Annotated in this window: 18 protein-coding genes and 2 rRNA genes; 6 read left to right on the forward strand and 14 right to left on the reverse strand. The window is 63.3% G+C overall.

Features of this window, described 5'->3' with window-relative positions:
* Window positions 1-5 precede the first annotated feature (5 nt).
* Both FIV02_RS18900 and FIV02_RS18905 read right to left on the reverse strand, forming a co-directional pair.
* Complete coding sequence (locus tag FIV02_RS18900) at window positions 6-797, reverse strand: energy transducer TonB (protein WP_152489489.1); 792 nt, start codon at window positions 795-797, stop codon at window positions 6-8.
* 20 nt (window positions 798-817) lie between these two features.
* Window positions 818-1756: a LysR family transcriptional regulator gene (locus FIV02_RS18905; RefSeq protein WP_037055965.1), complete on the reverse strand. Its 939-nt coding sequence runs from the start codon at window positions 1754-1756 to the stop codon at window positions 818-820.
* Between the two features lie 110 nt (window positions 1757-1866).
* Between FIV02_RS18905 and FIV02_RS18910 the strand changes: the two genes are divergently transcribed.
* The 3 genes from FIV02_RS18910 to FIV02_RS18920 are packed head-to-tail and all read left to right on the forward strand — an operon-like array spanning window position 1867 to window position 4894.
* Entirely contained in the window at window positions 1867-3216 is a 1350-nt protein-coding gene (locus FIV02_RS18910) for an acyclic terpene utilization AtuA family protein (RefSeq protein ID WP_152489490.1), read from the forward strand.
* Window positions 3216-3536 carry a hypothetical protein gene (locus tag FIV02_RS18915; protein ID WP_152489491.1) on the forward strand — a complete coding sequence of 107 codons (321 nt, stop codon included), beginning with the start codon at window positions 3216-3218 and terminating at the stop codon, window positions 3534-3536. Before FIV02_RS18910 ends, FIV02_RS18915 begins: the two co-directional genes overlap by 1 nt.
* 50 nt (window positions 3537-3586) lie before the next feature.
* Window positions 3587-4894 (forward strand): CitMHS family transporter, encoded by a 1308-nt coding sequence (locus FIV02_RS18920; RefSeq protein WP_152489492.1) that lies wholly within the window; start codon window positions 3587-3589, stop codon window positions 4892-4894.
* A gap of 60 nt (window positions 4895-4954) precedes the next feature.
* Here the strand turns inward: FIV02_RS18920 and FIV02_RS18925 are convergent, their stop codons facing one another.
* From FIV02_RS18925 to FIV02_RS18955, 7 genes are all read right to left on the reverse strand, one after another.
* Window positions 4955-6199 carry a saccharopine dehydrogenase family protein gene (locus FIV02_RS18925; RefSeq protein WP_037055960.1) on the reverse strand — a complete coding sequence of 415 codons (1245 nt, stop codon included), beginning with the start codon at window positions 6197-6199 and terminating at the stop codon, window positions 4955-4957.
* 143 nt (window positions 6200-6342) lie between these two features.
* Window positions 6343-7440 (reverse strand): carboxynorspermidine decarboxylase, encoded by a 1098-nt coding sequence (locus tag FIV02_RS18930; protein WP_152489493.1) that lies wholly within the window; start codon window positions 7438-7440, stop codon window positions 6343-6345.
* A gap of 278 nt (window positions 7441-7718) precedes the next feature.
* Window positions 7719-10046, reverse strand: a complete 2328-nt coding sequence (locus FIV02_RS18935) for a DUF6160 family protein (RefSeq protein ID WP_152489494.1) — start codon at window positions 10044-10046, stop codon at window positions 7719-7721.
* Window positions 10047-10056: 10 nt separating this feature from the next.
* Window positions 10057-10620, reverse strand: a complete 564-nt coding sequence (locus tag FIV02_RS18940; protein WP_371923185.1) for a DUF6160 family protein — start codon at window positions 10618-10620, stop codon at window positions 10057-10059.
* Window positions 10621-10633: 13 nt separating this feature from the next.
* Entirely contained in the window at window positions 10634-11689 is a 1056-nt protein-coding gene (locus FIV02_RS18945; RefSeq protein WP_256662998.1) for a hypothetical protein, read from the reverse strand.
* Between the two features lie 2 nt (window positions 11690-11691).
* Complete coding sequence (locus FIV02_RS18950) at window positions 11692-12720, reverse strand: DUF6160 family protein (protein WP_152489496.1); 1029 nt, start codon at window positions 12718-12720, stop codon at window positions 11692-11694.
* 186 nt (window positions 12721-12906) lie between these two features.
* A complete protein-coding gene (locus FIV02_RS18955) occupies window positions 12907-13512 on the reverse strand; it encodes a hypothetical protein (protein ID WP_134678210.1) in 606 nt (201 codons plus the stop codon).
* Window positions 13513-13736: 224 nt separating this feature from the next.
* On the opposite strand from FIV02_RS18955, the gene mksB reads away from it, so the two are divergent.
* The 3 genes from mksB to mksF all read left to right on the forward strand — a co-directional run bounded on the left by mksB (window position 13737) and on the right by mksF (window position 18667).
* A complete protein-coding gene (gene mksB, locus FIV02_RS18960) occupies window positions 13737-14978 on the forward strand; it encodes an Mks condensin complex protein MksB (RefSeq protein ID WP_152489497.1) in 1242 nt (413 codons plus the stop codon).
* Between the two features lie 168 nt (window positions 14979-15146).
* Window positions 15147-15839, forward strand: coding sequence for an Mks condensin complex protein MksE (gene mksE / locus FIV02_RS18965; RefSeq protein WP_152489498.1), 693 nt, complete (start codon window positions 15147-15149; stop codon window positions 15837-15839).
* Entirely contained in the window at window positions 15836-18667 is a 2832-nt protein-coding gene (gene mksF, locus FIV02_RS18970) for an Mks condensin complex protein MksF (RefSeq protein ID WP_152489499.1), read from the forward strand. The genes mksE and mksF overlap by 4 nt, the downstream gene beginning before the upstream one ends.
* A gap of 201 nt (window positions 18668-18868) precedes the next feature.
* Here the strand turns inward: mksF and FIV02_RS18975 are convergent, their stop codons facing one another.
* From FIV02_RS18975 to FIV02_RS18995, 5 genes are all read right to left on the reverse strand, one after another.
* Window positions 18869-21169 carry a PqiB family protein gene (locus FIV02_RS18975; protein WP_152489500.1) on the reverse strand — a complete coding sequence of 767 codons (2301 nt, stop codon included), beginning with the start codon at window positions 21167-21169 and terminating at the stop codon, window positions 18869-18871.
* A complete protein-coding gene (locus FIV02_RS18980) occupies window positions 21162-21779 on the reverse strand; it encodes a paraquat-inducible protein A (protein ID WP_037055940.1) in 618 nt (205 codons plus the stop codon). Before FIV02_RS18980 ends, FIV02_RS18975 begins: the two co-directional genes overlap by 8 nt.
* Window positions 21766-22410 carry a paraquat-inducible protein A gene (locus FIV02_RS18985; RefSeq protein ID WP_047586646.1) on the reverse strand — a complete coding sequence of 215 codons (645 nt, stop codon included), beginning with the start codon at window positions 22408-22410 and terminating at the stop codon, window positions 21766-21768. The genes FIV02_RS18980 and FIV02_RS18985 overlap by 14 nt, the downstream gene beginning before the upstream one ends.
* A 294-nt stretch (window positions 22411-22704) precedes the next feature.
* Window positions 22705-22820 (reverse strand): 5S ribosomal RNA (gene rrf / locus FIV02_RS18990).
* 138 nt (window positions 22821-22958) lie between these two features.
* Window positions 22959-25851 (reverse strand): 23S ribosomal RNA (locus FIV02_RS18995).
* Between the last annotated feature and the right edge of the window lie 25 nt (window positions 25852-25876).

A 25876-nucleotide genomic window follows, 5' to 3' on the forward strand; every position in this document is an offset into this window, starting at 1 on the left:
GATTCTCAGGAACGAGCAGCTGCCAGCCAGCGCTGCCGGACACGCCGCATGGCCTGCCACAGTTCGCGCTTGCGCGTGGGCTCTTCCATCAGCAGTTCCAGGCCCGGCAACGCCCAGCAGGCGCCAAGGCCATCGATCTGCAACTCGCGGTTGTAGCTGTGCTCGTCAGCTTCACCGGCGAAGCGAATGGCCGGCAGGCCGACCAGCCAGAGGCAGACGCTTGGCTGCTCTTCCAGGCGTGCAGCAACGAAGCTCTGCACGAACTCCAGCGCCGCCTGCGGGCCCTGGTCCATGTTGCCGCGCACCAGCAGCGGCCAGCGCACCGGCTCGCCCAGCAGCTGCGGGCTGTCCGGCAGGCCGGCGGCACGCAGCAGGTCCTTGAGCAGAATGTAGGCCGGGTCACGGCTCTGGAAGGGCTCGCCAGTGGGCAGCTCCACCAGCAGCGCGCAGTCGCCGGCACGCAGCAGCTGCAGGGCGAAGCGCGGCGGCAGGACGTTGACCCGCGCCGGCTTCTCCTCGACCGCCTCCGGCGCGGCGACGGGCGTCTCGACAGCCGCCTGACGCGGCTGAGCAGCTGGTCGTGGAATCTCGATCCTGGGGCGCTCGGCAGGCGCCTCGCGTACCGTTTCGACGGCCGCCAGCGGTGCCTCGGCCTGCGCCGGCTGCGGTTCTTCAGCGGGCGGCGGCGCGAGCAGTTCCTGACGCGACGGCGCGGCGAAAGGCAGCTCGGTACGCGGCAGCCAGGTGGCCACCTGCATGGCATCGAGGTAGGCGCGACGGCGCAGCTCGGTGTTCAAACCAGCGGTATCCAGTGCAGTCAGTTGAAAGAGGTGGGATTGTCGCGTGAATCGACGCCTGCGGATAGTCCCTGAGCACCCCGCGTCAGTTGCTGCAGCAGCGTGACGAAGGCCTGCGCCGGCGGACTCAGGTAGCAGGGCTTGCGCTGCAGCAGGCCGATGCTGCGCACGGGCGCCTCGGCCAGAACGTGCACGGCGAGGCTGCCATCGCCGTTGAAGGTATCGGCGACACTCGCCGGCAGCAGCGCATAGCCCAGCCCGGAGCGTGCCAGCGCCGCGGCGCTGCTCATGTAGGCCACCTCCCACGCCGGCTCGCGCAGCAGGCCCATGCGCTGCAACGTGGCATCGGCCATGCCGCGCAGGCTGGTGTCACGGGTGGTGGCGATGTAGTCCTGCTCGCGCAGCGCAGCCAGCAGGGCCTTGCCGTGCAGGCGAGCCGAACCACGTACCAGCAGCACCAGGCTGTCGTCGTACAGCGGCCGGAAATCCAGCGCCCCGAGATCGTCCGCCGCCGAGGTGATGGCGAAATCCACCTCGGCGGCGCTCACCCATTGGCGGATCTCTCCGGCACGGCCATCGCACAGGCTGATGTCGATGCCGGGATAGCGCCGTCGGTACTCCTGCAACACCCGTGGCAACGGCTCGATCGCCACCGACGGCAACACGGCGATGCGCAGCGAACCGCTCTCGAGATGCAACTGCTCGCGGGCATCGTGCACGGCGTTGTCCATGTCGCGCAGCAGGCGCCGCGCCTGCTCGAGAAAACGCAGGCCGGCATCGGTCAGCTCCACGCTGCGCGTGTTGCGCGCCAGCAACGACAGGCCGAGGGCGTCCTCGAGCTTGCGCAGGCTGTAGCTCAACGCAGGTTGCGACAGGTGAATCTGTTCGGCGGCGCGGCTGAAACTGCGCTGTTCGGCGATCAGGACGAACGCCTGAAGCTGACGGAAGCTGATATCCATGACGAGGCAACTTATAAAACACGCTTATTAATTCATATCACATTTCGAATTCACAACTAAATCGCCACAGGTCAACCTTGCCCCAGACCTGACCGTTAAATGGATCGACAATGACCACAACAGTCCATATCGGGTGCGGGGCGGGCTTCGCCAACGACCGTCCCGATGCCGCGCTGGCCCTGGCCAACGACCTCGCCGCTCGCGATGGCCGGCGCTTTCTGTTCTTCGAGCTGCTGGCCGAACGCACCCTGGCCGAATCCCAGCTGCGCCGCCTCAACGACGCCCAGAGCGGCTACGCCCTGCGCCTGTTCGACTTCCTCGAGCCGGTGCTGGAGACCTGCCTGGACGCCGGCATCCCCATCATCACCAACGGCGGCGCCGCCAACCCGGTTGCCGCAGCCCGCCGCCTGCGCCAGCGCCTGGACGCCACGCGCCACGCAGCGGCACGCATCGCCTGCGTACTGGGCGACGACCTGCTGGACGCCGGCATCGAGCTGCAACGCTGGCTGCCCGCGTCGCTCGATGGCGAGGTGGTCTCGGTCAACGTCTACAGCGGGGCCGATGGCATCACCGAGGCACTGGACCAGGGGGCCGACATCGTGCTCTGCGGCCGTGTCGCCGACCCCAGCCTGGCGGTCGGCCCGCTGCGTCATGCCTTCGGCTGGGCGGCCGATGACTGGCAACGCATCGCCCAGGCCACGGCGGTCGGCCATCTGCTCGAATGCTGCACCCAGGTCAGCGGCGGCTACTTCGCCCATCCGGGTGTGAAGGACGTGCCGGACCTGGCCAACGTCGGCTGCCCCATCGCCACGGTCGCGGCCGATGGCCGCGTGGTCATCGGCAAGGCGGCCGGCACCGGCGGCTGCGTCACCGAGCGCACGGTCAAGGAACAGCTGCTCTACGAAGTGCATGACCCGGCCGCCTACCTGACGCCGGACGTGGTCATGGACCTGAGCCAGGTGCGCGTGCGCCAGGTCGCCATCGATCAGGTCGAGGTGAGCGGCGTACAGGGCAAACCACGCCCCACGCAGCTCAAGGGGCTGATCGGCCTGCGCGGCAAGTGGTTCGCCGAGGCGGAGATTTCCTACGCCGGCCCAGGCGCGGCCGCCCGCGCCGCACTGGCACGCGACATCCTGCTGCAACGCTGCGCCAGGCTGGCCCCTCGAGTCACGCCATGGATCGATGTCATCGGCGTCGCCAGCCTGTTCAACGATGCCGCCGGCCAGTGGCTGCAGCAGCGCCTGGCACAGGCATCCGACTGCCAGGACGCGCGCCTGCGCATCAGCTTCCTGGATCACGACAAGGCGCTGCTGGAGCGCCTGCTGCTCGATGCCGAATCGCTCTACACCAACGGCCCTGCCGGCGGTGGCGGGGTGCGCCGGCATATCGGCGAGTCGCTCGCTACGGCCAGCTTCCTTATCGAACGCACAGCGGTGCAACAACGACTGGAGTGGTTCTGATGATCGACGTCCTGCTGTGCGACTACGCCCATGCCCGCGCGGGCGACAAGGGCAACACCCTCAGCGTGGCGGTATTCGCCTTCGCCGCCGAGCACTACGCCTGGCTGGAGCGCGAGCTGACCTGCGAGCGCGTGGCGGCCTGCCTGGGCCATCGCGCCATCGGCGCGGTGACACGCTACGCGCTGCCCAACCTGAGCGGCTTCAACTTCGTCGTGGAGAACGCCCTGGAAGGTGGCGTCAATGCCAGTCCCGGCCTGGACCGTCACGGCAAGAGCCTGAGTTACGCCCTGCTCGGCCTGAGGCTGCCGCCTCCCGACTGAGCGCTCACTCTCACCCTGTCTCCAACAATAACAACACCGGAGAGATCATCATGATCACCGCCCTGGGCTTCGGCCTGATGTTCCTCATCGTCACCCTGATTCTGCTGCGCCGCATCAGCCCGCTGGTGGCCTTCGTCACCCTGCCGGTGATCGCCTGCGCCATGGCCGGTTTCACCCCGAGCGAGATCGGCAAGTTCGCCACCGACGGGCTCAAGGCCGTGGCGCCCACGGCCACCCTGTTCATCTTCGCCATCCTCTACTTCGGGGTCATGCGCGAGCGTGGCCTGTTCGCCCCGCTGGTCAACTTCCTGCTGCGCAGCACGGGCGGCAAGCCGCTGGCCGTGGCACTGGTCACCGTCGCGGTGACGGCAGTGACCCACCTCGATGGCATCGGCGCCGCCACCTTCCTGCTGGTGATTCCCGCCTTGCTGCCGCTGTACCTGCGCCTGGGCATGCCGCGCGAGATGCTCCTGTGCCTGGTCGTGCTCAGCGCCGGGGTGATGAACATGGTGCCCTGGGGCGGCACCACTGCACGCGCGTCGGCGGTGACCGGCATCGACGCCTCGCAGCTGTGGATCGCGCTGATTCCGGTACAAGCGGTGGGTCTGGCCCTGGTACTGGCGCTGGCGGCGTTTCTCGGCCTGCGTGCCCAGCGCAGCATTAGCGGCGATAGCCGGGTGGCCGGCGGGCCGCTGCCGGAGACCGCGCAACAGCCCGACGACAGCCGCCAGCTGAGCCTCGGCCACTGGCGCTACTGGGCCAACCTGGCGCTGACCCTGATCATCCTCGCCTGCCTGTTCACCGGCGCCTTCCCGCTGTTCGCCTGCTTCATGGTCGGCCTCGGTATCGCGCTGCTGCTCAACTACCCGAGCCTGGCAGAGCAGAACCAGGCCGTGCTGCGTCACGCCAGCGACGCCATGCAGATGGCCCTGGTGATGCTCGCGGCCGGCATTCTGCTCGGCGTGCTGGCCGGCGCCGGGATGTCCGACGGCATGGCGCACTGGATGATCAACATCCTGCCAGACGGCTCGGCGAACTGGCTGCACCTGATCATCGGCGCCTTCGGCGTACCGCTGGGCATGCTGTTCTCCCCGGACGCCTACTACTTCGCCCTGCTGCCAGTGATCCGCGACGTCGCCGTGGCTGCCGGGGTCGACCCGGCTGCGGTGGCCAAGGCGCTGCTGATCGGCGAGAACACCGGCTTCGGCATCAGCCCGGTGGTGCCCAGCGTGTACCTGGCCATCGGCCTGGCGGGGGTCGAACTGTACCGGCACATTCGCTACACCCTGCTGTGGGCCTGGGGAATCAGCCTGGTGATGCTGGCCGCCGCCGTGCTGCTGGGCGTGGTCACGCTCTGAGCCCGGCCTGAAACGAAAAAGGATCGCCGAGGCGATCCTTTTTTCATGCTGGGGACGGGCTCAGATGGCCTGGTCCCACGGACGATCGCCGTGCTCGTCCTTGATGCGGGTGGGCAGGCCCATCACATCCAGGAGCTTGAGGAACGGCTCGGCCGGCAGCTCTTCGACGTTGACCATGCGCGACACGTCCCACTCGCCACGCGCCACCAGCAGGGCGGCGGCAACCGGCGGTACACCGGCGGTGTAGGAAATGCCCTGGCTGTCGGTCTCGACGTAGGCTTCCTTGTGGTCGGCTACGTTGTAGATGAACAGCTCGCGCGGCTGGCCATCCTTGGTGCCCTTGACCAGGTCGCCGATGCAGGTCTTGCCGCTGTAGCCCGGCGCCAGCGAGGACGGATCCGGCAGCACGGCCTTGACCACCTTCAGCGGCACCACTTCAAGACCTTCGGCAGTCTTGACCGGTTGCTCGGAGAGCAGGCCGAGGTTCTTAAGCACGGTGAAGACGTTGATGTAGTGGTCGCCGAAGCTCATCCAGAAACGGACGTTCGGCACGTCGAGGTGCTTGGACAGCGAGTGCACCTCGTCATGGCCGGTCAGGTACAGGTTCTGCACGCCAACCACCGGCAGATCGTCGGTGCGTTTGACTTCGAACATGCTGTTGCTGGTCCATTGGCTGTTCTGCCAGCTGTAGACCGTGCCAGTGAATTCGCGGAAATTGATTTCCGGGTCGAAATTGGTGGCGAAGTACTTGCCGTGCGAGCCGGCGTTGACGTCGAGGATGTCGATCGACTCGATCTTGTCGAAGTACTGCTGTTGCGCCAGTGCGGCATAGGAATTGACCACGCCCGGGTCGAAGCCGACACCGAGGATGGCGGTCACGCCCTTGTCCTGGCATTCGGCCAGGTGCTTCCACTCGTAGTTGCCATACCACGGCGGGGTTTCACAGATCTTGCTCGGGTCTTCGTGGATCGCGGTGTCCAGATAGGCCACGCCGGTATCGATACAGGCGCGCAGCACGGACATGTTGAGGAAGGCGGAGCCCACGTTGATGACGATCTGCGACTCGGTTTCACGAATCAGCGCCTTGGTCGCTTCCACGTCCAGGGCGTTCAGTGCATAGGCCTTGATCTCACCGGGCTGCTTGAGGCTGCCCTTGGCCTGTACGCTGTCGATGATGGCCTGGCATTTGGAGATGTTCCGTGACGCGATGGCAATACGACCCAGCTCGTCGTTATGCTGCGCGCACTTGTGGGCCACCACCTTGGCGACACCTCCTGCACCAATGATAAGAACGTTCTTCTTCAATTGTTTCACCTCCTGAGTACTGCGTTTCTAGATAGGTATTGCGTTGCAAGGGAAGTGCGAGCCGTTGGGTGGACGACGCTTCAGCGTCCACCTCACCGCCGCACCGGGGTGGACGAGCAAAGCCTCATCCACCCCAGGGGATATCACGACAGGCTGGATAGGTAGTCGTCGAACTCGAACTGGCGAGCCACCTCGACGCTACCGTCGAGTTGTTTCACCACGATGGACGGCATTTTCAGGCCGTTGAACCAGTTCTTCTTGACCATGGTGTAACCGGCGGCGTCGATGAACGACAGGCGATCACCGATCTGCAGCGGCTTGTCGAACTGGTATTCACCGAAGATGTCGCCAGCCAGGCAGGACTTGCCGCACACCATGTAGGTGTGTTCGCCATCGTTGGGCGCCATCTTGGCGTTGAGGCGGTAGATCAGCAGATCGAGCATGTGCGCCTCGATGGAGCTGTCGACCACTGCGAGGTTCTTGCCGTTGTACAGCGTGTCGAGCACGGTCACTTCCAGCGAGGCGCTGAGGGTGATCGCCGCTTCGCCCGGCTCCAGGTAGACCTGCACGCCGTACTTCTCGGAGAAGGCCTTCAGTCGCGCACAGAAGGCATCGATCGGGTAGCCCTCGCCGGTGAAGTGGATGCCGCCACCGAGGCTGACCCACTCGACCTGCGCGAGCAGATGACCGAAGCGCTCCTCGATGGTGCCCAGCATCTTGTCGAACAACTCGAAACTGCCGTTCTCGCAGTTGTTGTGGAACATGAAGCCGGAAATCTGCCCCATGACCGTTTCGATCTTGGCCGGGTCCCACTCGCCCAGGCGGCTGAACGGACGCGCCGGGTCGGCCAGCAGATAGTCGGAGCTGCTCACCTGCGGGTTGACGCGCAGGCCACGGATGGTGCCCGAGGTCCGCTCGGCGAAACGCTCCAACTGGCCAATGGAGTTGAAGATGATCTTGTCGCAGTTGGCGACCATCTCTTCGATCTCGTCGTCGGCCCACGCGACGCTGTAGGCATGGGTCTCGCCCGCGAACTTCTGCCGCCCCAGTTTCAGCTCGTACAGCGAAGACGACGTGGTGCCATCCATGTACTGCTGCATCAGGTCGAAGACCGACCAGGTGGCGAAGCATTTCAGCGCCAGCAGCGCCTTGGCACCGGAGTTTTCACGCACGTAGGCGATCTTCTCCAGGTTGACCAGCAGCTTCTGTTTGTCGATGAGGTAGTACGGCGTCTGGATCATCTCGTCGCCCCAGCAAGGTCAGCCAGTGAGGGACATTCTGCCCCCCGGAAAAAAGTGGACGCGAATTGTGCCGATAACCGGCGCATATCGAAAGGGCATTGGAGATTTTTTGTACAACCGGTGATGACCGGAAGCTGGCCCGCCTGGACGAGCACGCTAGGACAGCGCGGTTACAGCGGTATGACGGGGCGCCCGGTTGACCCGTGCGAGTGGCTTCGGCCGCGACAGCCGCCGCGACGAGCGCCTGGCGGCAGGGGCCATGCGTTGCAGGCTCCGCTTCAGTTCATGGGGGTGGCGGTGAGGTTGGCGCGGATATCGGCGTTCTGCAGCTTGATGCCGTACATGGAGGTGACCGCCCCGCCGCTCGGGTGGACGTTCTGGATACGGTCGATGTTGATTTCCTTGAAATGCACCCGTCCGTTGACGGCGAAGCCCAACGGATCCGGCGACACCGGGGGGCAGCCGCTGGTGCTCTTGTCGCAGACGCTGGTCGGCGCCACGTCCAGGTTGAGGTCGACCCGTACCCCATAGCTGTTGGCATTGGCATCGCCGGGGTTGGCATCGGAGGTGTAGAAGTTGTCCACCACCAGTTGCGCGCCGGTGCCGTCGACGCCGTTCACCCGGTCCGTCTCGATGATCAGCTGGTTGCGCTTCTCGCTGTTCGACACGCTCCCCGCCGGGTTGCCCGAAGCATCGCGGACGAAGACGTTCCTCAGCCCGGCGGTGAGGCCTTCGTTGCCGCGATCCTCCCAGCGCCCGCCGCTGGCGGCACACGCCGAAGCGTTGCTGCCACTGCCGCCGACGCACAGCGCGCCGGCGCCACCTGAACTGAGGCTGAGGGTGGAGCCCTGCTCGTAGCGGCGCAGCACGATGCGACCGAGGCTCTGTCCAGCGGCTCGGTCGCCCCAGCGTACATCGTGCACATCCAGGGTCGACCAGTAGGTGCCCTTGCTCAATTGCACACCGGCCTGGGTCACGTCCAGCGACCCATCGCGAAAGTGCATGTCGTAGCGCGTACCCGCCAGCCACAGACCGCGACCGGTCTCATCGACGGTGATCGCCGCGTTGGCATCGGTGACGAAGAAGTCGGCGTTGTAGCGCACACCGTCGCCACTGGCGCCGCCGGGACGCAGCGTAAGCTGGCCATTGAGGGTGAAATCGTAGGCCGGGAAGATCTCCAGCAGGACCAGCAGTTCGGTGCCACCCTGCAACGGTGCGTCGGCCCCGCCGACCCGCAGGCCATCGAAGCTGTAGCCACCGCTGACGTTCTTCAGCCCCAGGCGCAGGCCGTCGAAGTGTCCGTCATAGCCGCCACTCCCGGGTTGCGTGTCGACACTGCCGGCGTAGCAGCCGGCGCTGACGCCGCCGGCACAGCTACGGGTCAAGTCGAGCGTGAGCTGACCGACACCATGGGTGCGCAGGCCGCTGAACCACATGCTGTTGCCGTTATCGGTGAGCGAGACCGAGCTGCTGACCATGTTCCACGACACATCGGCGCTGATGCCCTGCAAGCCGGAATTGGGGTCACCGCCGGGGCGCAGCTTGAACCAGTTCTGCCGCGCGCCCTGATCCTGGAAGTTGAGGTCCAGGGCCAGGCTGCCGATCTTCTGATTGCTCGGGTTACCGATGATCAACCCGCCAAGGCTGGCGTTCAGCTTGAGGTCCTGGAAAGCCAACTGGGCATAGCGCCCGCTGCCGTCCTCACCCAGGTCGAGGGTGACGCCATTCTGGCTGCTGAGCACTCCGGCGAAATTCTCGGCGCGCAGCACGCCATCATCCTTGTACTGGAACAGGCTGTTGGCGATGGTGATCTGGGGAATCAGGCGTACGCCCTGGCCACTCGCGCCGCCGCCAGCGATGCGGACACTGCCGCCCAGGCGCAGATCCATGTCCAACTGACCGAAGCTGCGCGCATGGTCGACATGACGGGTGTCCGGCGCATCCGGTGTCACCGCGACACCCGGATCAGGGTCGCCATGGGCGAGATCCAGACCGATGCCGCCAATCTGCGCGACGAAGCGCGTGTCCCCCAGATCGAGCCGCACCGCCGAGCCGTTGCCGCCGCTGACGATGTCCATATAGGCGTTGTTCAGGTAGGCATCGAACGAAGCGTTGCGCACGATCAGGTCGAAGCCGTTGTCGCGGTAGTAGAAGGTCACTGCATCCAGGCTCAGGCGGCTGTCATCGACGCTGAACCCAGCGACGCCGCTGGCGCCGCCACCGCGTAGCTGGAGGCTGGCCCCCAGGGTATAGAAGGCCCGGAAGGCGCCAAAGCTCCTGTCGCTGCCGGCAAAACCGATGCCGTTCACCGCCAGTTCGTTCGCTCGGCCCTGGTGCTCGACATGCAAGCGGTCATCGACCACGTCGATCTGCGTCGTGGAGCGGCTGCCAGCCTGCTGTGCACGACTGGAGATGCCTTCGACACGCAGGCTCTGGCCGTCCTCGCGGTACTCCAGGCTATCGGCGGACCAGCCGCCACCGCTCGTTTCGATGCTGATGCCGCCACGGCCACTGACACTGGCCAGGCCGGCATCGTCCAGCGCCTGCATCGACCAGACCGGCGTGCTGCCGAGCAGCAGCGCAGATAGCCATCCGTAACGCTGCATAACGGCCTCCTCAGTTGGTCGGGAACACCAGCACGCTGCCTTGCATGCGGATGCTGCCATCGATCTTGGCGGAGAAGATCGTGGTCTGCTGGTAGCTCGGGTCACCGCCATTGGCGGCGCTCAGCGCCTTGTTCTTCCAACCGCCCTGGCTGGCCACGGCAAAGGCGAAGTTGCCGTCCTTGAAGCGAATCTCGTTGGGCAGCCCCAACGCCAGCACCTCACGCTCACCGCCGGCACTGGTGAGGGTGCGGGTATCCAGGGTCAGGCCCTCGAAACTGAAGATGCCCTTGATGTTGTCCAGCACATACCAGCCGGCATTGGCACCGGAGCGCACCGCCACCCGCATGCCGCAACTCTCCGGGCTGCTGGCACCGACCAGGGCACAGCTGCGCTGGTTGGCCGTCCACTGCGCGGGGTTGTTGCTGACGGGGGTATCCCAGAGCACGCCCCCGTTCTTGTTGATGCTGAACTCGCCGGAGAGGTAGACGCCACCCTGGCCGCTCAGCTCGCTCAGGGTGTCGTCATCCAGAGCCTGCATTTCCGCCAGCGCCAGACCTGGGAGCAGCGCCAGCATGGCAATCGCTCGGCTAACGCAGGTCATAGCTGCTCACCTTCAGGTAGTTGAAGCTCAACCCGGAGATCTCGTTGCGGCCAAAGTTGTAGCCGCCGGTGGGAACCGCCGTGGGGCTGCTGCGCGTGCCGCCCATGGTGAGGTTCTCGAACACCAGGTTGGTCCGCGGCGCATTGGCATAGAAGTCGCTGGCCAGGGCCTGGCGCTGTGCCGCCGTGGTGCCGGTCGCCGTCGGGTTCTGCAACTCCAGCACGAACTGGCCGTCAGCGCTCGCCCGCAACCGCAGCGGCTGCGACTTGCCGTAGCCCAGGGCAATGTTGGCGTAACCGTTGGTGATATAGAGGGTGCGCGCGCCGCGCTGCGCAGCGGTTTCGCCAGCGGTATCGCAGTTGGCCTGGGCGCAGGACATCACCTCCAGGGTCTTGGCGAAGATATTGATCCGCGCCTCGCCAACCAGCTCGCCATTGCCATTCTGCCCTGGGTCACCCCACAGCCGCAGGTAGGAGCCGTCCATCACCAACTGGTGGATGTCCAGCGCCAGCATCTCGGTACGTCCGGCCGATACCTGAAAATCGAAACGCATGCCCAGGTCAGCACGCCCGCTGGGGCCGGTCGAGCAGTTGGAGCCGGCACCGGCATAGCTGGCGATGCAGGGATTGCCGCCCGAAACGAGACGCTCAGGGAACTTCAGTGACAGCACGGTGATGTCGTTCGGTGTGGTCTGCACCCACTGCCCGTCGTCGCGCAGGCTGCGCAGCTCCTCACCCTTGGCCAGCTCCAGTTCGAAGGGATGGTCCAGACTGCCGATGGTCACCGGATTGAGATTGCTGCCCTTGTCACTGCCGGCGGCCCCCAGATAGAGGTTCTTCAGGGAGATGGGCACGTTGCGCCCCTGACCGTCGGTGATGTCGTTGATCACGATCTGCGCACCGGAACCATCCAGCAGCACCTGATCCAGCACGAAGCCCAGGCCGGCGCCCTGCACGTCGGACATTTCCGCGTCGCTCAGCGGCTCCATCGCCAGCGTGGTTCCGGCGTGGAGCAGCGCCATCAGCAGCACCCCGTTACGCATGTTCAGCACCCCGCAGTGGCGCTACCGACGCAGGTATCCTGCCGGGGAATACCGTTGAAGGCCTGGTCGAAGTCGATATTGATCGGCGACACCAGATTGCCGTTGGTGTCACGGTACTTGGGCAGGTTCATGAACGCGCCCTGCAGCGCGGTGATGAAGGCATTGCTGTCCATGTCTCGCCAGGCGACGTCCTGGGTCTGCAGAGAGATGAAGAAGCCCTTGGCGGCGTTCTGCATGTTGCTCATGTCGCTGGTGTTACCCACCGGCAGCGACTGGAACTGGGACAGATTGAAGCAGGTCTGGATGCCGAGGATGCTGCAATTGCCCGAGGCGAAGACCCCCAGCAGGGCATCGGTCCAGCCGCCGGCACAGCCGGAGGTGCAGGTCAGACCATCGCCATTCTTGATACCGGCCATGGTGCCCCTGACCGGGTCTGCCGTGCCACCGGAGTTGACCAGTATGGCGTCGGCCTCGACGGTACTGCTGCGATACACCCCCGCAAGCACCAGCGCGGCGCGCTGGGCGAAGGTCGCCTTGTCGTAGATGGCATCGCCGGTACCCTTGATGTGCACCGGGATGTTGCCCGTCAGGCTCTGGATATCCCCGGACAGCGTACCCTTAGCCTCGCCGAAGCCGATGCGCACCCCGACGACGCGATCGCCTTCGTAAGCCAGTTCGAGAAAGGGATTGGAGATCTTGAACGGGTTGATAGTGTCGTTCGGCCCCACTGTCCCCAGTGCGAAGTTGTTTATCAGGATGTCGGACGAACCGGCGGCCTCCCCCGGACGGGTGTACTGGCCGAGCTGCAGCTTCTTGACGTTCAGCTGGGTGTCGATGTTCAGGCCGAGATTGACGCGGGTGTAGTTGATGCCGGCATTGCTGTCGGTGGTCAGGTTGATGAAGGCCTGCCCGGTGATGTCCGACAGCTCGCTGTCCTCGAGCTCGACCATCTTGGCCTGGACCTGGGCACTCAGGACTCCAGCACAAACCACCGCCAGGGCATGTCTGGCGAAGCGAAAGGACCGGCGCATGGCAAAACCCCTTTTCTTATAGTGGCATCGAGCGCTCCGACTCGATTTCTTGAAGCCACTATAGAAGCGCACCGGCAAAAGCGGCCCGACCCATAGTCGAGAAAAGGCTGGCAAACGGCCTGCAGCGGGAGAATGACCGCAAGACGGGTGTTACCAGCAGTCACATCGGCGTAACACCACTGCCGGTCAACGCTGGCGGAACAGGCTCAGCAGGTGCTCGGCGATCGCGCTGCGAATGGCGTCGATGCTCAGCCGGGAGCAGTGCCCGAGCTTGCTCGGGTTGATGCGGTGCAGGTGTAACGACGGCATGCGCGCCTCGTACTCGCGCAGATCCCCCTTCACCAGCACGGGCAGGAAATGCTCGCCGCGCTGGCGGTAGCGCTCGATCAGCAGGCGCAATCCTTCCTGGAACGGCAGCTCGCGCGAGGCCACCAGCCGCGACTCCCCCGGAACCTTGATGTACAGCCCGTCACAACCGATGGCCTCGCCCGGCAGGACGTGCACGCCGGTAGGCTCCACCGCGTCGGCGGGGATGTCATGGAAGATGTCGTGCCAAGCCATCTCGTCGGGCAGGATGGTGATGCCGCCCTGCTCGTCCTGCGGCACCACGAAGCTGTAGTTGCTGTAGAGCTTCTCGACGTAGCTGGAGTAGATGCACAGGCGGTTTTCGAAACGCCGCAGGAACGCGATCGCCTGGGCGCGGTCGGTGATGGCGTGAAGGTCCCAATCCAGGTCGCGCTGATGCTGCAACTCGTGCCAACGGGCATCGACATTAAGGGCAAGGGCGGACATGGTGACTCCACTGGCAGGTTCTCCTCAGGAACATGGCAGAAAGCGTGCCATCCGTCAGAGTGCCGATTTCTGCGGCATTTCAAGGGTTTGCAGCTACCAGCGAACCACAGCCCGTCCCAATGTGCCGAATAACGTCACCTGCAACTGATCGATTCGGGCTCAAAACAGGCATCCGCCTTGCAGTACAATCGCTCCTTTTCACTTGCCTGGAACCCGGCGCCTCGATGATCGATCCCAAGCGCGTATTGCGCGCCCTCGCCGAACACTGGACGTTGCTCGAACCGCTGTGCGAGCGCTTCGACACCGGCACCCTGAGTCTGGTAGAACTGCGCGGCCAGCTCGCGGCCCAGTTGCCCGACGCCACGCCCGGTGACACCACTGCCCTGCTCGACACCTGGATTCGCCTGGACATCCTCGTGCCGGTGGCCAAGAGCCCCAACCGTTTCGAGCTCAACGCACAGATCCACGACTTCCTCGCCTACCTGCGCCGCGAACACCGCCTGGGCCTGTGCCTGGAGATCGAGGCCTACCTACGCCATCTGGAGCGTCTGGCCGGTTATATCCAAGATGCCTTCGAGGTACGCGACGCCAACGACCTAGCGCGTCAGTTACGCCTGCTCGACATGCGCGTGCGCGACGTACTGAAGAAGCTGGCTAACGACGAACAGGCGCTGGCCAGCGTGGCCGACCGGGCCAAGACCAGCGACCGGCAGATTCCCCTGCGCCAACGTTACGCCGAGGTGCTGGCGACCTGGGACGAATACGTCGAGCCGATGATCCAACTGGTCGCCGCCGATGGCGCCTTCGAGCAGGGCGTGCGCCGCGTCGAACAGGTGCTGCTGCGCCTGCTCGGCGATCAGCAACGCCTTGGCCAACTGGTCGACGACGACCTGCTGCTGCGAACCCATGCACGCATCCTGGAAATGCAAACCACCGCCCAGTTGACCCTGCGCAAGGCCCGCGAGCTGCTGCTGCCGCTGCGCGAAGAGGCGCGCCGGCACAACGCCGTGACCCGCGGCGCCGCCCTGGCCCTGTCAGTGGTTCGTAAAAAAGGCATCGACGCCGTGCCCCAGGCGGCCCTACCGCTGTTCACCCGACCGCAGAGCAACTTCCTCGGTTCGGCCAGTCAGGTCGAGGCCTATGTTTACGCCCTGGCCCGCTTCGAAGCCAAGCCAGCGCACTTCCCTAAAGCCAGTAGCAGCCGAAAGGGCGGCGCGCCCAAGGCGCCGAAGACCGCGCGAGAGATGATCGAACGCTGCGAACAGGCCCTGCCACTGCCGGATCTGATGACCTGGCTACTGGAGCAGGAGCCGGAAGGCGCCACCGACGAACTGCTCTACTGGTTCTCGCGCCTGTCGCGCGAAGGCCGCTTCCAGCGCGACCGCCTGCAGCGCCAGACCTACCTGACCCGCGAGCATGAAATCAGCATCAGCTCCTACGCCCTGGTGGGTCGCCCCGATGTATGAGCAACCCGTAGGGTGGGCAACGCTCTGCTTGTCCGCCTCGCCGATGGCCGGGCGGTGGACGGATCAAGCGTCGTCCACCCTGCGCCTGCCCGCCATCGGCCACCCCGAACTCTCAGGTGGAGCGCGCTCAGGCGCACTCGACCCAATGCTTGCCCGTGAGCACCATCTATGAATATCGACCTGAAAGAAATGACCCAGTTGGCAGCCGCGTTTCGCGACCTGTTCAAGGGCTACCACATCTCCCGCAGCGAGCCGGAGTGCTACGCCCAGCTGTCGAGCATGCAGGACCAGTACCGCGCCCTGTTCCGCGCCCTCGGTTTCGAGCTGGTCTGCGACCCGCGCGGCTTCTACTACTTCGTCCCCGAGCAGGTCGCACCACAGGTGAACAAGACCGCCCAGCGCCTGGCGCTGTTCACCTTCATCCTGGTCGAGCACCTGGCCGACCAGGGCCGCGACCCGCTCTCCGTACTCGACGGCGGCAGCATTGGCCGTGACGAACTGCCAGCTCTGCTGGAGAAGTACCGCGACCTGTTCCTGCAGGCCGAGGTGACCACCTTCGAGGAGCTGGAAGACAAGATCATCCGCCGCCTGACCCAGCTCGGCTTCGCCGAGGACAGTAACGGCGTGTACCGTTTCCTGCCGCCGATGCACCGTTTCCTCGACGTCTGCCTGTCGGTGCAGCACGACCGTGACCTGGCCGCCAGCCTGCACAGCAGCGACCTGCCGCTGCCGGCACCGGTGCTGCTGGACGATGACGGTGACGCCGCAGTGGCCGACGCCAGCGGCACCGAGGAATCCGAGGAAGACGCCCTGGCCCGCGCCATGGCCGAAGAACGCGCTGCACAGGAGATGGACGCATGAGCCAGGAACGCTACGGCATCCGCCGCTTCGCCCTGCTGAACACCGCCGGCTACAGCCTCGGCCTGTTCCCGCTGGAAAACCCGCTGTCGGTGTACGGCGCCAACAACCTGGGCAAGTCCGCTTCGATCAACGCCCTGCAGTTCCCCATCCTGGCACGCATGTCGGACATGAGCTTCGGCAAGTACAGCTTGGAAGCCTCGCGCAAGTTCTACTTCGCCAGCGACACCAGCTACATCCTCGTCGAAGTCTCGCTGCCCCACGGCCCGCACGTGATCGGCGTGGCCGGTCGCGGCCCAGGCGGCGGCTTCGGCCACCAGTTTTTCGCCTACGCCGGCGAGCTGGATCTGGAGCACTACCAGAGCAACGGCACTTGCCTGCGTCAGCGCGAACTGTTCAAGAACCTCGGCCAGGCGGGCATCACCGCCTACGAACTGAAGCCCGACGAGCTGCGTCGCCTGCTGGTCGGCGGCCACACCAGCATCCCGCTGGACCTGACTCTGATTCCGCTACGCTCGACCAGCGAGCAGAGCCTGAAGACCTTCCGCGCGCTGTTCATCAACCTGCTGCACATGCGCGAAATCACTGCGGCCAAGCTCAAGCAGCTGTTCCTCGATGCCTTCGAGCACAGCCTGCGCTCGGGCAGCGTCGACTACATTGCCGCCACCGAGGAGGCCTTCCGCGACGTGCGCCGCATGGAGCAGGACTACCAGGCACTGGTCACTGCCGGCCCGCTGATCGAAGCGCTGGCCACCGGCGTCGACCAGCGCGAGATCCTGCGCGGCAAGCTGCATCGCCTGTCGCCACTGCTCGACAACCTGCTGGGCACCTGGCACGACTACGCCGATGCGCGTAAGGAAGAGCTGGTGATCCAGGCCGAGCATTACCGCAACGAGCAGGATGGCCTGCAGAACGAACAGCGTGGAGGCACCGCCGAGCTGATGCGCCTGGAGCGCGAGATCAGCGAGATCCAGCGCTGGCTGGGCGAACTGGCGGTGCTGAAGAACCGCTTCGCCTTGGTGGAAAACGCCAAGGTGTTGGAGGAACAACTGCTCGCCGCCAAAGACGCCCACGACGAACTGGCTGGCGCCCTGGCGCAGTCGCGGCAGTTCTCCAGCGAGGACCTCGACGAGCGTCTGCGCGATCTGGAGAAACGCCTCAAATCGATCAAGCAGCAACTCGACCACGCCGACAACAACAGCTACTCGCGCCTGCGTGAAGAATTCAGCCAGCAGGACGTCGACCGCCTGATGCGACTGTTCAACGGTCAACTGTTCAGCCTGCCACTGGGCGAGAAAGGCATCCAGGCCGACGGCGACGATTGGGTCAAGGCGGTCGAAGCCGTGCTCGACCGCTTCAAGGGCGACACCTTCGCCGTGCCCGGCCTGTCCATCGACCTCAGCCATATCGAGCCGCCGGCCCTGCAGGCACTGGCTGACCGCGCCGCCCTGCGCGACCAGAAGGATCGCCTGGAGCGCGAGCTGAAACAGCTCAAGACTCAGCAATCAGTCGCCGCCGATCGCGCCGCCAGCAAAGCGCAGGCCGAAACCCTGTACCAAGCCGTGCTGGATGCGCAGAAGGCCCTGGAGGACTTCCGCAAGAGCCAGACCCTGGCCGCCGAGGAACCACAGAGACTGGAGCGTCTGGCCGAGCTGGAAGGTGCTCAGGACGAGCTCAAGCGGGCCAGCGATGCCTTCGCCGAACGCGTGCAACAGCTCTCTGCCAAGCTGCAACTGATCAGCCGACAAATTGGTGATCTTGAATCCAAGGAACGCACTCTGGAAGATGCCCTGCGCCGTCGCCAGTTGCTACCGGCCGACCTACCGTTCGGCACGCCGTTCATGGAACCTGTGGACGACTCGCTGGACAACCTGCTGCCGCTACTCAACGACTATCAGGACACCTGGCAGGCGCTGCAACGCATCGACGGCCAGATCGAGGCACTGTACGCCCAGGTACGCCTCAAGGGCGTGGCCAAGTTCGACAGCGAAGACGATGTCGAGCGCCGCCTGCAACTGCTGGTCAACGCCTACGCCCACCGCCAGGACGAAGCCCTCACGCTGGCCAAGGCCAGACGCGCGGCGGTCACCGATATCGCCCGTACCCTGCGCAATATCCGCAGCGACTACGACAACCTGGAACACCAGCTGGCCCTGTTCAACCGCGAGATCAACAAGCGCCAGGTCTCCAACCTGCAGAGCTTCCGTATCGTCCTCGCGCCGAACAAGGAAGCCCTGCGCCACATCGACCAGATCATCCACAGCGCCGGCCAGTACGAGGAAGGCGAGACTCTGTCGGTGTTCGACCTGTCGCAGTCGGCCGAGCAGGACGCCAGAAACGAAGAAGCCAAGGACTACCTGTCGCGCCTGGTGGCCGCCAACGGCAACCAGTTGGGCCTGAAGGATCTGTTCGAACTGGCCTTCGAGATCACCAAGGTGCATGGCCAGCCGGTGATTCACACCGACATCGATGGCGCAGCCAGCAACGGCACCACCATGACCATCAAGGCGCTGACCAACATGTACCTGCTGCTGCACCTGATGGATCGCGAGCAGGCCGGGCGCGTGCGCCTGCCCTACTACCTCGACGAGGCGGCGGACATCGATGAACGCAACCAGCAGGCGCTGATCGAGACCAGCCTGCAGCTGGGCTTCGTGCCTATCCTGGCCTCGGTCAAGCCGCAGGTTTCGGCCCACGTGGCCATCGACCTGGAAGGCGGCAGCGGCCCCAACGGCATCTACATTGACGAGGCGGACTGGAAGTTCATCAAGCCCCGCGAGAATGCCAAGGCGCAGGCGCCCGAGCAGGCAGAAACGGCCGAGCCGGCCTGACTCGTCGCGGCCGAAGACGCTCCCACGGCTCGGGACATGAGCGTAGGAGCGGCTTCAGCCGCGAGCTTGTCTCTACCAGCCGGCTGGATGCCGCTGTTCACATCCCCCAAAAGAAAGGGCCGCACAATGCGGCCCTTCCTGTTACTGCGCAGGGAGGATGTCGTTCTTACATCCCTCCCGGCAACCGCCGCGCGCCCCGTCCTACTCCAGGACGATCTTCGGCGCCCACTGCATCCAGGCATCCTGCGGCTCATCGAACAACGCGAAAGTCTGCCCCGGCTGCGCCGGACCGCCCATCTCCGGATTGTTCGGCGTGGCGAAGGCGATACCGCCTTCGATCAGCGCCTCCAGCGACTCGGTACGTACCTTCACGCCCTTGAACAGCCCCGCATCCACACCGATGCCGCTGGCGTTCCAGAAGCGGCTGCCCGAACGCACCAACGGCGCGTAGCGCGGCTCGATCAGCACGTGAATCAGCACCCGATCCGAGGTCGGCCCCAGCTCGAAATCCACCACCTTGCCCACCGGTACCTCACGGTAGCTGACCACCACCCCCGGCTTGATCGAACCGCGTCGTGGCGCACTCAGCACCAGACGCAGGCCCTGCTCACGTACCGCCTGGTTGGGCGGGCCATCCAGTGCCGTGAACTGCAGGCGCTGGGCACCGCCCTGCAACGCCGGCAGCACCTCCAGGTACTGGCCGCTGACCAGCGTGCCGAGGTTGGCGGCGCGGGTCAGACTCAGTTCGGGCTTGACCACCCAGAAGCACGAGCCTTCGCGGGCGATCTGCCCTGCCGCCTGGGTGAGACGCACATCGAGCATCACCGCCTGCAGGTCATCGGTCAGGGCCAGGCTTTCCACCTTGCCGACTTCCAGCCCCTTGTAGCGGATCAGGGTCCCCGGCTGCAGGCCATCGCCATCGTTCACCCGGATGCGAATCTGCGTGCCGGGCTGCAGGGCACTGTTCCGGTCCGCGTGCAACGCAAAGCGCTGCACCTGGCGCCCCGAAGCAGGGGCCTCGGGGTTCGGGGTCTCGAAGGCGATACCGCCGGCCAACAGCGTCTGCAGGGATTCGCTCTTCACCTCCACCCCGGAGAGCCCGCCCTTGAGGGTGATGCCACTGGCGTTCCAGAAGCGTGTCGAGGTGTTGACCAGATGCACGTAGTCCGGCTCGACATGCACGCCGAGCACCACCTGGCTATTGTCCCTGGACAGCTGATAACTCTGTACCGAGCCCACCTTGATCTGGCGATAGAGCACCGGGCTGCCAACCTCGATGGAGCCCAGCTGATCGCTGAACAGCACCAGATGCAGCCCCGGTGCGCCGAGGTCCAGGGGCGGCGCCTTGCTCCGCGCGACGAAGTTGCGAGCGGGCGGGCTGCCCTTCTCACCCGGCCTTACCGCGATGTAGTTGCCCTTGACCAGTGCCTCCAGCCCGGTGATGCCCGCCAGCGAGATGGAAGGCTTGACCACCCAGAACTCGGAACCTTCGACCAGATAGTCCTCGGCCAAGGGGTTGATGGTCAGTTCGGCAGTGGCGCTGGCGAGGTCGCGGTCGATCTTCATGGTCTTCAGGGTGCCGACCTCGATTCCCTTGTACATGACCGGCGTTCTGCCTTCCTGCAGACCATCGAAGTCGGTGAGCTTGACCACCACCTTGATGCCGGCCTGTGCGGCGTCGTAGCTCTCGTACAGGCGGAAAGGCAGCGACGGATCGGTCGGCGGACTGTCCTTGCGATGTTCCGGCGTGGCGAAGGCGATGCCACCGGCGACGATGCTGGCAAGCGACTCGCTGCGCAGCTTGAAGCCGGACAGGTCGGCATCGATGCTGATGCCGCTGGCGTTCCAGAAACGCGTGTGCTTGCGCACCAGGCTGGCGTACTCGGGCTCGATGAAGACCTTGACCTCGACGGTGCTCTCATCGTCCCCCAGGGTGTAGCTCTTCACCCGGCCGACCTGAATCTGCTTGTAGAACACCGGGCTGTCACGGTTGAGCGACCCCAGCCGATCGGCCTTCAGGGTCAGGTGCAAGCCCGGCACGTCGTCGCTCATCGGCGGTTCTTGCGTCAGCGCGGTGAAGGTACGGCTTGCCTCGCCGTCACCCGGGTTGAAGGTGATGTAGTTGCCGGACACCAGCGTCTCCAGGCCGCTGATCCCGGCCAGGCTGACATTGGGTTTGACCAGCCAGAAGCTCGTGCCCTTGCGCAGGTACTGCTCCAGATCCTTGTTGACCTCGAGCTGCGCCACCACGCCACGATTCTTGCCGGTCTGATCGAGGCTGATCGAGACCACCTTGCCCACGGCCATGCCCTTGTACATCAACTCGGTCTTGCCGGCCTGGATCCCTTCCCCGCTGGCAAAGATCAGCTCGACCTGAATGCCGGCCTCGCTGTAGGCGCGCCAGGCCAGCCAACCACCGATCAGCAGGGCGATGAGGGGCAGGACCCAGATGGCCGACCAGTTGGAAGCAGGACGCGTCTTGGCCATAGGAAGATCAGTCATGGTTGGTTTCCGTGTTGTCCCAGATGAGGCGGGGATCGAAAGTAAGTGCAGCCAGCATGGTGAGGATCACCACACTGGCGAAGGCAGCCGCGCCGGCACCGGCCTCGATACTGGCCAGGCTGCCGAAGTTGACCAGGGCCACGAGGATGGCGATGACGAAGATGTCGAGCATCGACCAGCGCCCGATCCACTCGATGAAGCGATACATCAGAATACGCTGCCGGGCCGACATCGGCTGGTGCCGTTGCACCGAATACAGCAGCAAGGCGATACCGACCAGCTTGAAGGTCGGCACCAGGATGCTGGCGATGAAGACCACTGCAGCGATCGGCAGCATGCCGTGCTGGAGCAGCTCGACCACCCCTTCCATGATCGTCGCCGGTGCGCCCTTGCCCAGGCTGTTGATCGTCATGATCGGCAGCACGTTGGCCGGGATGTACAGCAACGCCGAGGTCAGCAGCAGTGCCCAGGTCCGTACCAGGCTGTTGGGCCTGCGCGCATGCACCAAACCACCACAGCGGCTGCAGTGCTGGTGCTCGACTTCGGGCTCGATCGGATTGAGCTGGTGACACTCGTGACAGACCAGCAGGCCGGCATCAATCGCACGCATGAACGTCTTCCCCGGACAGCGCCTGCCAGATCTGCTGTGGCGACATCGTCACCTCCAGCCAGATCTGTATCAACAGGAGCGCAGTGAAGCAGAACAGGCCCAGGCCCAGGCTGAGATCTGCCAGGTCCATCAGCTTGACCATCGCCACCAGGATGCCCATCAGGTAGACCTCGAGCATGCCCCACTCGCGCAGGTGGTGGTAAATCCGATACAGCAGCAGACCATAGCTGCGCCCGAAGTCCAGGCGAATGCTCAGCAACACCAGCAACTGGCACAGCAGCTTGAGCAGCGGCACCGCCATGCTGCAAAGAAACACCACCACGGCGATCGCCTGCATGCCACTGTCGTACAGCCCGAGCACACCGCTCCAGACGGTATCCTGAGAGGTCTGGCCCAGCAGATTGAGCTGCATGATCGGCAGGAAATTCGCCGGGATGTACAGCAGCAACGCCGCCATCACCAGAGCCAGGCTGCGGCGCACTACCTGATGGCGGTGACTGAACAGCTCGTAGCCGCAGCGCGGGCATTGAGCGCTCTCGCCATCGGCAAGCTGTGGCTTGCGCATGAGCAGGTCGCACTCATGGCAGGCAACCAGCTCATGCACAGGCAAGGAGGATAACGGAGCAGACATGAAGGTCCCCTGAATGCATGCGCGCATTCTAACCGAGCCATTTGCCATGAGACCGTCCGTATCCGGCAAGGTTGTAACTTTCCGCCCCTGTAGGAGCCGGCTTGCCGGCGACTACCGCATCGCCCGCAAGCGGGCTCCTACGGGAACTTCGCCAGGCCGCGTACCGTAGGAGCCGGCTTGCCGGCGATCACGTCCTGCAGGTTACCCCGCCAGGCGACGCTGCCCACACCCGACTTTCTGCCGCACAAAGAAGAAACCCCAGACCTCGTTAGAGATCTGGGGTTTCGTATAGGAGCTTGACGATGACCTACTCTCACATGGTGAAGCACCACACTACCATCGGCGATGCGTCGTTTCACTACTGAGTTCGGGATGGGATCAGGTGGTTCCAACGCTCTATGGTCGTCAAGCAATTCGGTTGGGATCTCGCGGTAAGGCGCGATCCCTTGGATACGTGATAGAGGCTTGTAGCTCTCGCAAATTTTCGGCTTTCTGTCGACTTCACCATCGACACCCTCTGCTGTCAGAGCAGATTGTTTGGGTGTTATATGGTCAAGCCTCACGGGCAATTAGTACAGGTTAGCTCAACGCCTCACAGCGCTTACACACCCTGCCTATCAACGTCGTAGTCTTCGACGGCCCTTTAGGGGAATCAAGTTCCCAGTGAGATCTCATCTTGAGGCAAGTTTCCCGCTTAGATGCTTTCAGCGGTTATCTTTTCCGAACATAGCTACCCGGCAATGCCACTGGCGTGACAACCGGAACACCAGAGGTTCGTCCAACCCGGTCCTCTCGTACTAAGGTCAGCCCCTCTCAAATCTCAAACGTCCACGGCAGATAGGGACCGAACTGTCTCACGACGTTCTAAACCCAGCTCGCGTACCACTTTAAATGGCGAACAGCCATACCCTTGGGACCGGCTTCAGCCCCAGGATGTGATGAGCCGACATCGAGGTGCCAAACACCGCCGTCGATATGAACTCTTGGGCGGTATCAGCCTGTTATCCCCGGAGTACCTTTTATCCGTTGAGCGATGGCCCTTCCATACAGAACCACCGGATCACTAAGACCTACTTTCGTACCTGCTCGACGTGTCTGTCTCGCAGTCAAGCGCGCTTTTGCCTTTATACTCTACGACCGATTTCCGACCGGTCTGAGCGCACCTTCGTACTCCTCCGTTACTCTTTGGGAGGAGACCGCCCCAGTCAAACTACCCACCATACACTGTCCTCGATCCGGATAACGGACCAGAGTTAGAACCTCAAGGTTGCCAGGGTGGTATTTCAAGGATGGCTCCATGAGAACTGGCGTCCCCACTTCAAAGCCTCCCACCTATCCTACACAAGCAAGCTCAAAGTCCAGTGCAAAGCTATAGTAAAGGTTCACGGGGTCTTTCCGTCTAGCCGCGGATACACTGCATCTTCACAGCGATTTCAATTTCACTGAGTCTCGGGTGGAGACAGCGCCGCCATCGTTACGCCATTCGTGCAGGTCGGAACTTACCCGACAAGGAATTTCGCTACCTTAGGACCGTTATAGTTACGGCCGCCGTTTACCGGGGCTTCGATCAAGAGCTTCGCTTGCGCTAACCCCATCAATTAACCTTCCGGCACCGGGCAGGCGTCACACCCTATACGTCCACTTTCGTGTTTGCAGAGTGCTGTGTTTTTAATAAACAGTCGCAGCGGCCTGGTATCTTCGACCGGCATGGGCTTACGTAGTAAATACTTCACCCTCACCGGCGCACCTTCTCCCGAAGTTACGGTGCCATTTTGCCTAGTTCCTTCACCCGAGTTCTCTCAAGCGCCTTGGTATTCTCTACCTAACCACCTGTGTCGGTTTGGGGTACGGTTCCTAGTTACCTGAAGCTTAGAAGCTTTTCCTGGAAGCATGGCATCAACCACTTCGCATTCTAAAAGAACGCTCGTCATCAGTTCTCGGCCTTGATCTCCCGGATTTACCTAAGAAACCAGCCTACAACCTTAAACACGGACAACCAACGCCGTGCTGGCCTAGCCTTCTCCGTCCCTCCATCGCAGTAACTAGAAGTACGGGAATATTAACCCGTTTCCCATCGACTACGCATTTCTGCCTCGCCTTAGGGGCCGACTAACCCTGCGTCGATTAACGTTGCGCAGGAAACCTTGGTCTTTCGGCGTGCGAGTTTTTCACTCGCATTGTCGTTACTCATGTCAGCATTCGCACTTCTGATACCTCCAGCAAGCTTCTCAACTCACCTTCACAGGCTTACAGAACGCTCCTCTACCGCTCATCCAAAGGATGAACCCGTAGCTTCGGTGTATGGTTTGAGCCCCGTTACATCTTCCGCGCAGGCCGACTCGACTAGTGAGCTATTACGCTTTCTTTAAAGGATGGCTGCTTCTAAGCCAACCTCCTAGCTGTCTAAGCCTTCCCACATCGTTTCCCACTTAACCATAACTTTGGGACCTTAGCTGACGGTCTGGGTTGTTTCCCTTTTCACGACGGACGTTAGCACCCGCCGTGTGTCTCCCGTGCTGACACTTGCTGGTATTCGGAGTTTGCATCGGTTTGGTAAGTCGGGATGACCCCCTAGCCGAAACAGTGCTCTACCCCCAGCAGTGATACACGAGGCGCTACCTAAATAGCTTTCGAGGAGAACCAGCTATCTCCGAGCTTGATTAGCCTTTCACTCCGATCCACAGGTCATCCGCTAACTTTTCAACGGTAGTCGGTTCGGTCCTCCAGTCAGTGTTACCTAACCTTCAACCTGCCCATGGATAGATCGCCCGGTTTCGGGTCTATACCCAGCGACTAAAGCGCCCTATTAAGACTCGCTTTCGCTACGCCTCCCCTATTCGGTTAAGCTCGCCACTGAATATAAGTCGCTGACCCATTATACAAAAGGTACGCAGTCACCCAACAAAGTAGGCTCCCACTGCTTGTACGCATACGGTTTCAGGTTCTATTTCACTCCCCTCTCCGGGGTTCTTTTCGCCTTTCCCTCACGGTACTGGTTCACTATCGGTCAGTCAGTAGTATTTAGCCTTGGAGGATGGTCCCCCCATGTTCAGACAAGGTTTCTCGTGCCCCGTCCTACTCGATTTCATTGATAAGAGCGTTTCGTGTACGGGGCTATCACCCACTACGGCGGCACTTTCCAGAGCCTTCCACTACACTCAAATCAACTTAAGGGCTAGTCCCCGTTCGCTCGCCACTACTTAGGGAATCTCGGTTGATTTCTTTTCCTCAGGGTACTTAGATGTTTCAGTTCCCCTGGTTCGCCTCTTGCACCTATGGATTCAGTACAAGATACCCGGCTTATGCCGGGTGGGTTCCCCCATTCAGAGATCTCTGGATCACAGTCTGTTTGCCGACTCCCCAAAGCTTTTCGCAGGCTACCACGTCTTTCATCGCCTCTGACTGCCAAGGCATCCACCGTATGCGCTTCTTCACTTGACCATATAACCCCAAGCAATCTGGTTAC

This window comes from Pseudomonas sp. THAF187a (genome assembly GCF_009363395.1).
Classification (GTDB): domain Bacteria; phylum Pseudomonadota; class Gammaproteobacteria; order Pseudomonadales; family Pseudomonadaceae; genus Aquipseudomonas; species Aquipseudomonas khazarica.

Coding starts and splice junctions, on each gene's coding strand:
- FIV02_RS18905 (WP_037055965.1), bottom strand. CDS start 1,756: ATGGATATCAGCTTCCGTCAGCTTCAGGCGTTCGTCCTGATCGCCGAA.
- FIV02_RS18910 (WP_152489490.1), top strand. CDS start 1,867: ATGACCACAACAGTCCATATCGGGTGCGGGGCGGGCTTCGCCAACGAC.
- FIV02_RS18915 (WP_152489491.1), top strand. CDS start 3,216: ATGATCGACGTCCTGCTGTGCGACTACGCCCATGCCCGCGCGGGCGAC.
- FIV02_RS18920 (WP_152489492.1), top strand. CDS start 3,587: ATGATCACCGCCCTGGGCTTCGGCCTGATGTTCCTCATCGTCACCCTG.
- FIV02_RS18930 (WP_152489493.1), bottom strand. CDS start 7,440: ATGATCCAGACGCCGTACTACCTCATCGACAAACAGAAGCTGCTGGTC.
- FIV02_RS18935 (WP_152489494.1), bottom strand. CDS start 10,046: ATGCAGCGTTACGGATGGCTATCTGCGCTGCTGCTCGGCAGCACGCCG.
- FIV02_RS18940 (WP_371923185.1), bottom strand. CDS start 10,620: ATGCTGGCGCTGCTCCCAGGTCTGGCGCTGGCGGAAATGCAGGCTCTG.
- FIV02_RS18945 (WP_256662998.1), bottom strand. CDS start 11,689: ATGCGTAACGGGGTGCTGCTGATGGCGCTGCTCCACGCCGGAACCACG.
- FIV02_RS18950 (WP_152489496.1), bottom strand. CDS start 12,720: ATGCGCCGGTCCTTTCGCTTCGCCAGACATGCCCTGGCGGTGGTTTGT.
- FIV02_RS18955 (WP_134678210.1), bottom strand. CDS start 13,512: ATGTCCGCCCTTGCCCTTAATGTCGATGCCCGTTGGCACGAGTTGCAG.
- mksB (WP_152489497.1), top strand. CDS start 13,737: ATGATCGATCCCAAGCGCGTATTGCGCGCCCTCGCCGAACACTGGACG.
- mksE (WP_152489498.1), top strand. CDS start 15,147: ATGAATATCGACCTGAAAGAAATGACCCAGTTGGCAGCCGCGTTTCGC.
- mksF (WP_152489499.1), top strand. CDS start 15,836: ATGAGCCAGGAACGCTACGGCATCCGCCGCTTCGCCCTGCTGAACACC.
- FIV02_RS18975 (WP_152489500.1), bottom strand. CDS start 21,169: ATGACTGATCTTCCTATGGCCAAGACGCGTCCTGCTTCCAACTGGTCG.
- FIV02_RS18980 (WP_037055940.1), bottom strand. CDS start 21,779: ATGCGTGCGATTGATGCCGGCCTGCTGGTCTGTCACGAGTGTCACCAG.
- FIV02_RS18985 (WP_047586646.1), bottom strand. CDS start 22,410: ATGTCTGCTCCGTTATCCTCCTTGCCTGTGCATGAGCTGGTTGCCTGC.